General features: G+C 35.2%; 13 protein-coding genes and 1 pseudogene. 13 read left to right on the top strand and 1 reads right to left on the bottom strand.

Annotated features, from left to right (window positions below):
* Positions 1-89: 89 nt before the first annotated feature.
* From GW534_RS04645 to GW534_RS04680, 8 genes and pseudogenes are all read left to right on the top strand, one after another.
* Positions 90-704, top strand: a complete 615-nt coding sequence (locus tag GW534_RS04645; RefSeq protein WP_161919894.1) for an XTP/dITP diphosphatase — start codon at positions 90-92, stop codon at positions 702-704.
* The gene (locus GW534_RS04650; RefSeq protein ID WP_161919895.1) at positions 701-1,195 is read left to right on the top strand and encodes a metallophosphoesterase family protein; all 495 of its coding nucleotides are present in this window, start codon (positions 701-703) and stop codon (positions 1,193-1,195) included. Before GW534_RS04645 ends, GW534_RS04650 begins: the two co-directional genes overlap by 4 nt.
* Positions 1,196-2,419: 1,224 nt before the next feature.
* Positions 2,420-2,701 (top strand): annotated as a pseudogene (locus GW534_RS16890) (hypothetical protein); the annotation flags it as partial.
* Positions 2,702-2,932: 231 nt separating this feature from the next.
* Entirely contained in the window at positions 2,933-3,301 is a 369-nt protein-coding gene (locus GW534_RS04660) for an ArsR/SmtB family transcription factor (protein ID WP_161919896.1), read from the top strand.
* Positions 3,294-5,423, top strand: coding sequence for a heavy metal translocating P-type ATPase (locus GW534_RS04665; RefSeq protein ID WP_161919897.1), 2,130 nt, complete (start codon positions 3,294-3,296; stop codon positions 5,421-5,423). The genes GW534_RS04660 and GW534_RS04665 overlap by 8 nt, the downstream gene beginning before the upstream one ends.
* Positions 5,424-5,693: 270 nt before the next feature.
* On the top strand, positions 5,694-5,894 hold the full coding sequence (locus GW534_RS04670) for a helix-turn-helix transcriptional regulator (RefSeq protein ID WP_161919898.1): 201 nt from the start codon (positions 5,694-5,696) through the stop codon (positions 5,892-5,894).
* Between the two features lies 1 nt (position 5,895).
* Entirely contained in the window at positions 5,896-6,285 is a 390-nt protein-coding gene (locus GW534_RS04675) for a hypothetical protein (protein WP_161919899.1), read from the top strand.
* 167 nt (positions 6,286-6,452) lie between these two features.
* Positions 6,453-7,079, top strand: a complete 627-nt coding sequence (locus GW534_RS04680; protein ID WP_161919900.1) for an NAD(P)-dependent oxidoreductase — start codon at positions 6,453-6,455, stop codon at positions 7,077-7,079.
* On the opposite strand, the gene GW534_RS16895 is transcribed toward GW534_RS04680, so the two are convergent.
* On the bottom strand, positions 7,068-7,544 hold the full coding sequence (locus tag GW534_RS16895; RefSeq protein ID WP_161919909.1) for an SDR family NAD(P)-dependent oxidoreductase: 477 nt from the start codon (positions 7,542-7,544) through the stop codon (positions 7,068-7,070). The two genes, GW534_RS04680 and GW534_RS16895, sit on opposite strands and share 12 nt — an antisense overlap.
* A gap of 377 nt (positions 7,545-7,921) precedes the next feature.
* Here GW534_RS16895 and GW534_RS04690 point away from each other — a divergent pair, with 377 nt between their 5' ends.
* The 5 genes from GW534_RS04690 (at position 7,922) to GW534_RS04710 (ending at position 12,861) form a co-directional block, all read left to right on the top strand.
* Positions 7,922-8,878 carry a DnaD domain-containing protein gene (locus GW534_RS04690; RefSeq protein WP_161919901.1) on the top strand — a complete coding sequence of 319 codons (957 nt, stop codon included), beginning with the start codon at positions 7,922-7,924 and terminating at the stop codon, positions 8,876-8,878.
* Positions 8,878-10,152, top strand: coding sequence for a replicative DNA helicase (locus tag GW534_RS04695; RefSeq protein WP_246203925.1), 1,275 nt, complete (start codon positions 8,878-8,880; stop codon positions 10,150-10,152). Before GW534_RS04690 ends, GW534_RS04695 begins: the two co-directional genes overlap by 1 nt.
* An 11-nt stretch (positions 10,153-10,163) precedes the next feature.
* A complete protein-coding gene (locus tag GW534_RS04700; RefSeq protein ID WP_161919903.1) occupies positions 10,164-10,583 on the top strand; it encodes a hypothetical protein in 420 nt (139 codons plus the stop codon).
* A gap of 304 nt (positions 10,584-10,887) precedes the next feature.
* Complete coding sequence (locus tag GW534_RS04705; RefSeq protein ID WP_161919904.1) at positions 10,888-12,096, top strand: MFS transporter; 1,209 nt, start codon at positions 10,888-10,890, stop codon at positions 12,094-12,096.
* Between the two features lie 360 nt (positions 12,097-12,456).
* On the top strand, positions 12,457-12,861 hold the full coding sequence (locus GW534_RS04710) for an HIT family protein (RefSeq protein WP_161919905.1): 405 nt from the start codon (positions 12,457-12,459) through the stop codon (positions 12,859-12,861).
* Positions 12,862-13,148 lie beyond the last annotated feature (287 nt).

The raw sequence follows: 13,148 nt of genomic DNA on the forward strand, positions 1-13,148 counted from the left end.
GGGGAATGAATACCACCTCTTCTTTCTTTTGGTAAAAAAATGCTTTAAAATAAGAGCTAACATATTCTACTAAAAAAGAGGGACTTTAAATGAAAGAAATTATTGTTGCAACGAAAAATAAAGGAAAAACGAAAGAATTCGCAGAAATGTTCCAACCATTAGGTTTTACAGTTAAAACTTTGCTTGATTTTCCAGATGCACCGGATATTGAAGAAACAGGTGAAACGTTTGCGGAAAATGCCGTTTTAAAAGCGAAGGGAATTTCTGAGTATTTTAATAAAATTGTGATTGCTGATGACTCTGGTCTATGTGTAGATGCCTTAGATGGAAAACCTGGGGTGTATTCTGCACGTTATGCTGGCGAGGCTAAAGATGATGAAGCGAATTTACAAAAAGTTTTACAAGAATTAAAAGGTGTACCATATGAAGAACGAACAGCACATTTCCATTGTACATTAGCTCTTGTAATTCCTGGAAAAGAACCGGTTATTGTTGAGGGAAAAGTTGAGGGCTATATAATCGATGAAAAACGCGGTGAAAATGGCTTCGGTTATGATCCAATCTTTTATGTACCAGAATACGGAAAAACAACTGCGGAAATGAGTTCTGATGAGAAAAATAAAATTAGTCACCGTGGTAGAGCGCTAGAAAAATTGAATGAATGGGTGAAACATGCAATTGAAACGGGTGAATTAAGTTTATGAAAATCTTAATTTGCAGTGATAGTCATGGTTTAACTGAGGAGCTGATTGAGCTAAAGAAACGCCATGGGGATATGGATTATTATATTCATTGTGGCGATTCAGAGTTGAGTGCCGATCATCCGGCATTGGACGGTTTCCAAGTCGTAAAAGGAAACTGTGATTTTGGTGCAGATTTTCCAAATCAATTGGCTTTAAACGTGGCAGGTCATAAATTATTAGTTACTCACGGTCATTTGTATAATGTTAAATCCAGTCTGACCTCACTTCGGTATAAAGCACTGGAAGAAAATGCAAATATCGTTTGCTTTGGACATAGTCATGTGGTAGGATGTGAAATGGTAGACGATATTTTATTTATTAATCCTGGAAGTATTCGTATACCAGTATTACGTAAAGAAAAAACGTATGTGATTCTTGAAATTAAAAATGAACAAAAAACCGTTCAAGTTTATGAATATGGAAAAGATACGTTATTTACGGAAACATTTTAAATAACATTGATAATATTGGAGCAGAAGAGGTTTTGACCTCTTTCTCCAAAAAAATAAAAAAGTTTTTAAAAAGTGTTGACTTAAAATCCGAATGGATATATAATTAATTTTGTCGTCAGGTGATAAAAGAAAAAAACACCGAGACAAACAAATTAATAAAAATAAATTAATATTATGTCCCAGTAGCTCAGCTGGATAGAGCACGAATGAGTAAGCATCCATGGAAGAGCTACAAGCGCACCAATCGAGCCGCATCTTGAATAAGTTTTCTGAGATTGGGGCGACAAAAAGAAACACAATTAAAAGAAGTAATCAATAATAATAATAATAATAATAATATAATACTATGTCCCAGTAGCTCAGCTGGATAGAGCACGAATGAGTAAGCATCCATGAAAGAGCTACAAGCGCACCAATCGAGCCACATCTTGAATAAACTTTCTGAGATTGGGGCGACGAAAAGAAACACACTTAAAAGAAGTAATCAATTTTAATACTATAATACTTTGTCCCAGTAGCTCAGCTGGATAGAGCACGAATGAGTAAGCATCCATGAAAGAGCTACAGCGCACCAATCGAGCCACATCTTGAATAAACTTTCTGAGATTGGGGCGACGAAAAGAAATACACTAAAAAGAAGTAATCAAATTAATACTATGTCCCAGTAGCTCAGCTGGATAGAGCAACGGCCTTCAAGTAATAGGAGCCTTTATAGGGAAACAAAACCTATAAAGTGGACGACACTATATCGGTGAACCCTTAACAGGTAATGCTGATGGCAACACCGAGGAAACTTACGATCTCTTAATAGAGACCGAGAAGACTCGAAGGATCTAAACATAGTTTAGAGGGTAGAGACTTCAAGGTATAATCAAACGCAATGTTGCGATTGGTTATCGTGAGGTTCCGTAGAGACTATACGTGTCGCACCTGAAATGGTGAAGATATAGTCCAGACCACAAACAACCGTTTGTTGGTGACGAAAGTCATAGTGGTAAGCTAAGCCGTCGGTCGGGAGTTCGAATCTCTCCTGGGACGCTAAAGAATTGAAAGGAATTCTATCTTAGATTAATATCTAGATAGAATTCCTTTTTTCGTTTTATAAATTAATTTTTTATCTTATAGATTTGTTGGATGCATCTTGACTATTCGACTCATGGGGAGAATATATATGAACTTTCAACATTGCCAGAAGTGTAACAAACAATTTAGCAGAAGTGTAACAAACAATTTAGTAGGAAAGAAATATCCAAATCAACGAGCAATTTACTTTTTCGCCCAAAAATTGAATGTTCAAATTGTGGTGAAGCTTATAAGATTACGACTGCATCTTATGTTTTATTGATCATTATAAGATTAATCACAATGGCATTATTTGTAGTTTGGTTTTATACGATATTCAATGCTGAATTACCTTTCTATATTTATATTATGTTTGCCTTGTTAGTTTTTACTTTAGCTATTTTCATAGAACCGATTGCTGCTAAATTTAGCAATAGCAATTAAATGAGTAGTATGACAACATTATTTTAGGTAGGAAAATCCAAAAACAACAAATTCTAATTAGAAAATGGTGGCGATGCTTCAAAAAAAGAAGGATCGCTTTTCTATTTGAATAGTAATCTGAAATTGGGTGGAAGGCTTCAATTCTTTTTCATTCAAACGATTATTTGAATGTAGACGAAAAAGATTTATAATATATTCAAACATATATTTGAATGATAGAAGGTGAAATTGATGAGTAAAAATGATACTTGTGAAATTTATTGTTATGATGAAGCGAAAGTCAATCGCATACAAAAGGAATTGCAACAGGAAGATCTGTTGAGTGTAGCCCGACTTTTTAAAGCACTTGCAGATGATAACAGAGCAAAGATTACGTATGCACTATGCCAAGATGATGAGTTATGCGTGTGTGATGTCGCGAATATCATTGGTACTTCTGTTGCATCAGCTTCCCACCACCTTCGAACTCTTTATAAGCAAGGGATCGTTACTTATCGAAAAGAAGGTAAACTCGCTTTTTATTCGTTAGAAGAAGATGATATTAAACAGTTACTTATTATTGCACTAGCACATAAGAAAGAAGTGAAAAAGAATGCTTGAACAACAAAACAAAATAGCTGAACAAGATTTGAAAGTATTTCGTGTTCAGGGACTTTCTTGTACAAATTGTGCAGCCACTTTTGAAAAGAATGTTAAATCATTACCAGGTGTTGAAGATGCAAAGGTAAACTTTGGCGCATCTAAGATTTATGTCAAAGGTGATACGACGATTGAGGATTTAGAAAGGGCTGGAGCGTTTGATAATTTAAAGATTCGCGATGAAAAAGAACAAAGGATTCAACGTGTACCATTCTGGAAACAAAAACAGAATATAAAGGTATATATTTCCGCAATATTACTTATTATTAGTTGGTTTTTAAGCATGCGTTTTGGCGAAGGACATATTATTCCCACCATTGGTTACGCATCTTCTATCGTAATTGGTGGTTATTCACTCTTTATAGCGGGCTTTAAAAATTTAAGTAAATTAAATTTCGATATGAAGACACTTATGACCATTGCGGTTTTAGGGGCTGCTATGATTGGTGAATGGGGTGAAGGAGCAACCGTCGTTATTCTTTTTGCCATTACTGAAGCATTAGAACGTTATTCAATGGATACGGCTCGACAATCGATAGAATCGTTAATGGATCTTGCTCCAAAAGAAGCACTCATTCGTCGTGGAAATGAAGAAATGATGATTCACGTTGACGATATTCAAGTCGGAGATATTATGATCGTAAAACCTGGTCAAAAATTAGCGATGGATGGTGTAGTCATTAATGGAACTTCGACAATAAATCAGGCGGCAATTACTGGGGAAAGTGTTCCTGTTACGAAAACGATGAATGATGAAGTTTATGCAGGGACTTTAAACGAAGAAGGTTTACTTGAAGTAAAAGTAACAAAACGAGTGGAAGATACGACTCTATCAAAGATTATTTATTTAGTAGAAGAAGCTCAGGCAGAACGGGCACCTTCTCAAGCGTTTGTCGATAAATTTGCGAAATACTATACACCAGCCATTATGATTCTAGCATTATTCATCGCTGTTATTCCTCCGTTATTAGGTGGGGATTGGAGTGAATGGATTTATCAAGGCTTAGCTGTTTTAGTTGTGGGATGTCCTTGTGCTCTGGTTGTTTCAACACCTGTTGCAGTCGTTACGGCAATTGGGAATGCGGCAAAGAATGGTGTATTAATAAAAGGTGGAATTCATTTAGAAGAAGTAGGAAATGTTAAAGTCATGGCCTTTGATAAAACAGGAACGTTAACGAAGGGATACCCTTCTGTGACGGATGTTGTTACGTTGAAAGGGAATGAAAACGAATGGCTTACTACCATGGCAGCGATTGAAAAAAATTCCCATCATCCACTCGCTTCTGCAATAATGAGAAAAGCAGAAGAAAAAGAATTAGATTATCAAAGTTTACGAGTTGAAGAGTTTCAGTCGATAACAGGTAAAGGTGTTAAAGGAATAGTAAACAATGTTTTGTATTATGTTGGCAGTCCAAACTTGTTTGAAGAACTGCACGGAAAAATAGATCCATCCATCAAAGCGAAGATTACGCAACTGCAAATAAAAGGAAAAACGGTAATGATGTTAGGAACAGAAGATGAAATCCTGTCATTAATCGCCGTTGCCGATGAAGTAAGGGAGTCATCGAAAGAAGTTATAGAGAAATTAAACAAATTGGGAATTGAAACAGTCATGCTTACAGGGGATAACGAAATGTCAGCTATAGCAATTGGAAAACAAATTGGAGTTTCTTACATTGAAGCGGACTTACTTCCAGAAGACAAACTTCATTTCATCAAAGTCCTCCGTGAAAAGTATAAAGGTGTGGCTATGATTGGAGATGGTGTAAATGATGCGCCGGCCCTTGCAGCTTCTTCTGTTGGTGTTGCCATGGGTGGAGCTGGAACAGATACGGCTCTAGAAACGGCGGATGTTGCCTTAATGTCTGATGATTTAGGTAAATTGCCATATACTGTCAAATTGAGTCGGAAATCTTTAGCTATTATCAAACAAAATATTACCTTCTCGTTAGCAATCAAAGCTATAGCATTATTGTTAGTAATTCCTAGTTGGTTAACGCTTTGGATTGCCATATTTGCAGATATGGGAGCAACATTACTTGTAACATTAAATAGTTTACGATTATTAAAAGTAAAAGAGTAGACGTAAATGGCCAAGGAATAATTTTCTCCTTGGCTTATTTTACGGAAACAAGAGAATAACTTAAAAAATGATAGGGGACTAGTTGGCAAGAAAAATTGGGTATTCGGATTATCGTGTGATGGAATTTCATAAAAAAATTTATTTGTATACACAATAGATTATTTTAAGGTGAATAGGGTGTAAAAGATGTTTGACAATCTGTTTGCTTTTATTTTATAATGATGGTGTAAAATATGTTTTACATCATTTTAGTTTGAAGGTGTTGTTCAAATGCAAAATAGAATAAAAGAATTTCGAGAAAAGAAGGGGCTTTCCCAGGGGAAGTTAGCTGATTTATGTAATGTAAGCAGGCAAACCATTAATGCGATTGAAAATAATAAATATGACCCAAGTTTACAATTAGCTTTTAAACTAGCGAAGACTTTAGGTGTTACAGTTGATAATTTATTTTTGAATGGAGAGGAGAACTAAAATGAGGACCCGAAAATTAGGTGCAATTATAATTGGGGCTGCTACTGTAATTGTGATAGGTTTTTCAATTTTTAAAATTATTGCTGGAAAAGAAGTTGGATTTAATGAAGTTATAGTAATTGGGACGTTATTGATGGTGTTTTTTTCTACAATTACATGGGGAATTAAGGAAGAAAAAGACGGAATATTACAAGAAGAAGAGCTTGGACAAAGAATAACGGAAATAAGCTCGAAAATCAGTTATTTTATTCTATTATTCTTTATTCTAGTGGCAGTGGCTGCTGACAAATTAATAAACGGATCAATCAACGTCTTCTTGTTAGGGATATTAGGATTAGCGATGGTAATATTACCTTTTGTAGAATTTTTGGTCGCTAAAAAATATCAGTAAATAAATAGGAAATATCATGACTTATATGGTAAAAGCTATGAGCTGTTTTGACAGCTCTTTTTCGTATTACGAAAGGGAGAAGGTAAATGTTACCAAAAATGCTAAACCTACCTAACCCTGAAATTATGCAGGATAATGATAGATCTTCATTAAAGGAGTATAAGACTATGAAAATATTAGTAATAGGCGCAACGGGGAGAACGGGGAAAGAGATTGTTGACCAGGCTTTGGCAAAAGGTTATGAAGTTATTGCGTATGTAAGAAGACCGGAAGCGGTACCTAAGCGGAAAAATTTACATGTAGTTGGTGGACAATTAGATCATCCAGAGAGGTTGGCGTTTGCCTTACAAGGTGTTGATGCTGTTTTAATGGCAATTGGAAATTCAATTACAAATCTTAATGATAAATTGTTTGAATTCGCTATTCCAACGGTCATACAAGCAATGAACGATGCAGGGGTGAAACGATTAATAAATTTATCAGCATTAGGTGTAGGAGAAACATACAAAAATACAAGATATCCATATCGTTTAGCCGTTAAAGCTTTTTTAAAGGGAAATTTTAAAGATCATTTAGCGGGGGAATCACAATTAAAAAATTCCGGCCTCAATTGGACTACAATCCATCCAGGCCCTTTATCAAACGGTGCAAAAACGAGAAATCCACTTGTAATGGACGCAGCAACTGGTTATAAAAGATCTGGTCTATCATTCACGAGGCGTACAGATGTTGCGCAAGTAATGTTAAGGATTATTGATGATGAAACAACGTTTGGAAAACAACTAATTATGTAATTGATTAATTGGTATGAAGTGTTTCTTAAAATCATGTTCAAATGGTAGTATTACGATAGAACTGCCGCCATTTTTCTTCATTTCAGGAACGGCAGCACGGATTCCTAAAAATTTTCCTGTTGTATTAACTTCCATTACCTTTTCAAAATCTTCACGGGAATACCCAGTAATATCAGTACTTAAACTACCTAGAATTCCTGCATTGTTAATTAAAATATCTACTTTTCCGAAGCGGTTTACTGTCTCTGAAACAACGGTTTCCCAATCTTCTTCAGAAGCGACATTATGTTTTAACCCGAGTACGCCTTCTGAACCAATTTCGTCGTTAATTGATTTTATAGTCTGTTCTAGTAATTCATAATTAAAGTCAGTTGCAACAACTTTTGCCCCTTCTTTTGCGAAAAGTCTTGCCTCAGCTGCTCCTTGACCACCTGCTGCCCCCTGTAATAATTGCCACCTTCCTATCTAATCTTCCTATTATAAAATTAAAGCGCTTTCACTGTTGATATAACACTAATATTCTATAAATTCGAATAATTTTCGCTATAGAATGATTGAATTAATTTTATATTTTTATAGCAACTTTTCCAGTTACTTACATCCTATGTCACACAGATCAATCAACAAGAAAAATTATTGCGCAACCAAACCGCCATCAATTACGAATTCAGATCCTGTGCTTTACAATGTCCATTAAAGTGGTACACCGAACCCGTCCCCCTGTACCAAACCCCTGTACCAAATTCCCCTGTACCAAATTTTTTGAAAAAGATTAACCCTTTTCCTAAAAATACTTCATAACACAGATGAAAGGATTTTTAAATCAGATGGAGGGGTTAGGAATGAGTAAGTTAGTAGTGAATGATTTTACGATTCCAGTATCAATTACATTAGCAGAAAAGGTTGGTGTTCATGAGGCGATTTTTCTTCAACAACTTCATTACTGGTTAAAGGATAGTGACAATGTTTATGACGGACATAAGTGGGTGTATAACACATATCAAGGTTGGCATGATCAGATGCCGTTTTTTACGGTAAACCAAATTCGGCGTGTTGTAAGAGAATTAGAGAAACGCAATTTAATCATTACTGGAAATTATAATCGATTAAAACTAGATAAAACGAAATGGTACCGAATTAATTACGAAGCGGTAGAACAGTTAAGTAAAGAATCAAACAATCAAAATTTATTAGTTGATCCGTGTAAAAATGATGCTTGTCCAAAAAACGAAAAAAAGGACGAACTAGCGGTTAAACAAACTCGACCATCACTAGAAACCAACTCGAATGGACATCAATTCCAGTTGGACAATGCTCACGATAATAACTCGACAGAACTTGAAACACAGTCGGATAATATTCCAGAACCAGCTCGACATGACACTGGTCACAGAACAATACCAAAGACTACGACAGAGACTACCCCAGAAAAGATGATAGATGATGATGAAAGCGCGCGCGCAATAAATCCATTTACATTTTTTGAAGAAAATGGATTTGGCACAATAGGTGGTTATTTAAGCGAAAAAATAATGGCTTGGTGTGATAATCTTTCTTCTGAACTTGTTGTTGAAGCGATGAAACTTGCGGTTGAATTCGGTTGTAAACATTGGAAATATGTAGAAGCCATTTTACGACAATGGGCGGATAAAGGGTATCAATCTGTAAGCGATGTTCATGCAGCTCGATTGCATTTTGAAGAAAAAATGGCGAAAAGAAGAAAGCAAAAATTTGAAAAACAAGGGCGAGACATCCCACAATTTGCAGGATTGGATTTTTCGGCAGGTGAGGAAGAATGATGTTTGTAGAAAAAAGTTTTCTTGGTTGCTTAATAAAAGCAGGCTATTTAATTCAAAGCACTGTTATTCGTCCAGAATATTTACAAGAAACCCATCACCAAATCATTATGAAGCGGATGATGGATCTAAACGAAGCTGGAAAACCGATTGATTTAATTATGTTAACAACGATTCCTGAACTAAAAATGATTGGTGGAATCTCGTATTTAAACGAACTGGAATCTTTCGCTGAAGTTGAGAAATTTGAGGAAATAGAAGATTTAATTCTCGAAGACTGGAAAGAACGGGAGAAGCGAAATATTTTACAAATTGCGGCTGCAAATGATTGGGAGATTCATAAAGTCATTGAAAAATTGAACGCAATTAGCGAAGTGAAACTCGATGATTATGTCTCAATTTCGGATGCCTTAATGGAAGTGTATGAGGCACCTTGGAAAGACCCTGAACCGATGAACAGTGTCTCAACAGGGATACGTCATTTAGATGTGTTAACAGGTGGTTTCCAAAACGGCGAAGTGACGATTATAGCAGCCAGACCGTCTATGGGGAAAACTGATGTAATGCTTCATTTGGCGAAGACTGCTGGCTGGTTAGGGTTTTTACCGATCATCTTTTCACTAGAAATGCCAGAAAAATTAATAACGAAACGTCTTATTGCATCAACAGGTGGTTTTAACCGTTCGAAATTACGTAACCCAAAACTGCTTCTTACGGAAAAACAAAAGGCAAAATGGGCAGAAACATTAGGCAGACTAAGCAAAACGAATATTCATATCTATGATAAAAGTGGTCAAACGATTCCAGAAATGCGAGCAAAAATCCGTAAAATGATGCATCAATATCCAGATAAAAAACCAATCGTGTTTATCGATTATTTAACCTTAATTCATTCAAATGATTCCTTCGGCGGTAACTCGCACATGCAAGTAACGGAAATTTCGAAAAACATGAAAATGATGGCGAAGGAATTTGATATCCCTGTTGTTTGTTTAGCCCAATTAAACCGAAGTGTGGAAAGTCGGGCGGATAAACGCCCGATGATGTCGGATATTCGGGAATCGGGAAGCATTGAACAAGATGCGGATGTCATTTTATTTCTCTATCGGGAGCAATATTACAATCGGGCTTCCATGAATGATTCTTTAGAGATCATTGTTGCAAAAAATCGCAACGGTCCTGTCGGCGCAATTTCTGTTAAATACAATATTTACACGGGAAAAATTGAAGATGTACCCCCGGTAGAAACCACTGTCCAAAAAGCGAAAATAATATAGAGGTGAGGTTTATGACAATTAAAGAACTTTATCTTGATGCGTTAAAATATGAAACGACTGCGTTAGTGTATTGTATTTACCATCTGTTGTTGGAGAAAAAAATTAAATTTGATGATCCGATTGAAAAGTTAAATTTGAAACAAGTGGATAATGAAAAAGTAGCGAAGTTAGTGAAAGAAAATGTATTAGGACTGAATCGAATCGGAATTTATTCTTTACAAATGCATGAGGGCAGATTCGTTTACATTTTTGCGAAAAATGAACAAGAAGCCATCACGCATTACATAAAAACATACAAAATGAGTCCTATTAATTGCACGGAACATTCACTTGATATGGAGGTCATTAGAGGGAAAAAAGTGATTACTTTTAGAGACTTGAAGAAGGAATACGAAAAGTTTCCCGTGATAGTGGGGTTTTTTGAAAAGTAAAGTATTCAACCAAAAACCATTTCAATGTTAAAAAAACTAAATAAACAGAGGTGATAAATCTAAATGATTTTCGCTTCTTTTAATTATTTATATTAATGATAAGAATCAAATTTTAGATTTTATTTATTGTAATTTTCTTTTTGAATTATGTTAAAATTCATATAAATATATTTCGAAAAGAAATTTTGATAAATCGATCCCCCCAGATTTATCTGATATTTGAAGGAGTGTATGTTTACATGAATAGTCCAATTTAATATCCCCCTTAAATCAATTTTTAATTGAAATATTGGGGGGATAAAAAATGAAATTGAATCGAAACTTTGCTTTATTATTGTCAGGCCAGTCACTCGCGAATATTGGCGATGTATTATATATGGTAAGTGTCATAAGTAGTATTTTTGTTTTAACGGGTTCTGCAACGGCTGCATCCTTTGTTCCGTTTACGATTACTTCTTCCATGTTTGTTTCTAGCCTATTAACTCCACTTTTAATCGGAAAAGTAAATTTAAAGTGGTTATTGGCTGGGTCGCAAATTGGAAAAACAATCGTGCTTGTTGGCCTCGGCCTTATGTTAATGGAAATAACTGTATCAAACTACTATTTTATTTTTATGATGATAGGAGTAATTGCCTTTCTTGACGGTTGTGCAAATCCAATAAGGCAAACGTTGATACCCCACTATGTGAAACCTGAACATCTCCTACAAGCAAATGGCATTGCGGAAACCGTTACTCAAATCATTCAAGCATCAATGTGGTTTGTTGGAAGTTTGCTTTTAGTTATTTTAAGTTCACAACAATTAATTTGGCTCGTTGTCGGCCTATTTGTTTTATCAAGTTTTTTATTGAGTTTTTTAGAAAACGTAAGCCACAAAACAGTCGATTCAAAAGGGAAGTTCGAACAGATTAAAGAAGGTTGGAAAACATTATCTACTACTCCAGTCTTGAAAAGAATTGCTTTGATAGATATTTTCGAAACGATTGCAGGAACAGTCTGGATTGCCGCTATCGTATATGTGTTTGTCAGCGAGGCTATAAATGTGGATGAAAAATGGTGGGGTTTTATAAATGGTGCTTATTTTTTAGGCTTGATTTTAGCTAGTTTATATTGTATTAAATACGCTTCATTTATTGAAAAGAAATTAGCTTCCTTTGTGTTTGTTGGTTCCTTTGCGAGTTTCTTAATTACAATATTATTTGGTCTAAACAGTATACCGATTGTTGCCTTACTTTTATCGTTTGGTGTGGGACTTTTTGAACAATTAAAAAGTATTCCACAGCAAACGGTGATTCAGACGAGTGTATCAAAGGAGCGGCTGGCAACTGTATATACTTCCTTAGGTGCGATTGGGACGGGAATCTTTGGCATCGGCTCTCTGTTTATGGGGGTACTAGCAGACTTGTTTGGCGTTCGAGTCGTATTCATTATTTCGGGTGTTTTACTTGCAATCGTGAGTTTCATCGTTCATAAAAACAAACAATTATTTGTAAAGAATATTAAGGAAAATTAACCTATAAATGAAGGATTTTGTTTTAACGACAAAGTCCTTCGTTTTTTTATTCCTCTTTATTCAAATGTGATTATTCAAACTTAGAGTAAAAGGTGCTTCAATTGAGCAGGATCTGTGTGTTTTATAGGTTTTAATGTGTTATAATCTGGATTGTTTTTGGAAAATAGTGATAATATTGTGTTATGTAAGTTTAAAATATATTAATTATTATAGACTTATAATAATTGGGTGTTTAATAGAAATTAAGAAAAATATTGATGAATCCGTTTCATATGATGAATAATCGGTCGGTTTTGGAGAGCAAAATTTCGGAGGGAACTACTTGAAAATTAAAACTGAAATATGATTGAGGTGACTTTGATGGAAAACTGTGTGTTTTGTAATACTGACTTAGAACCAAATCAAAAAGTGATTTTCAGGAATGAACATTGTCTATTTTTACAATTAGATCAAGCCAAAATAAAAGGTAGCCAACTTGAAGGTGCAGGAGTCATTGTTCCTAAAAAGCATAGGGAAACAGTTTTTGATTTAACCCAGGAAGAATGGGAGGCAACATATCGCCTTCTTCAACAAGTTAAAGAATACTTAGATAAAGAACACACGCCACAAGGATATAATCTTGGTTGGAATTGCGATGAAGTTGGTGGTCAACATATTTTTCACGCCCATCTCCACGTGATCCCGAGATATGAAGATGAACCACTAGCAGGTAAAGGAATTCGATATATGTTTAAAAGTAAGGAAAATATCAGAAAAGGTTATTAATCTAAAGAGTGGGATACCCCAAGGGTTTCAGGAACGGGTGAAAAGGTTGAATTATCTTTCAAGGTGGACTTTTATATGTATGGGCAATTGATATATTCGATGAATTTACTGAGCAGTTAGATAAAACATCGAAAAAACTGTTTACAGAGCTCTCATATAAACACTTCTTCACACGAAACTACGCAAGATCTGTTTATAGAGCTCTTATATAGCCACATCTTCAGTGAAACCAGCGCAAGATCTGTTTATAGCTGGCTTATATAAACACTACTTCGTACAAACTAGCG

It is taken from the genome of Pallidibacillus pasinlerensis (genome assembly GCF_009996845.1).
Lineage (GTDB): Bacteria > Bacillota > Bacilli > Bacillales > Caldibacillaceae > Pallidibacillus > Pallidibacillus pasinlerensis.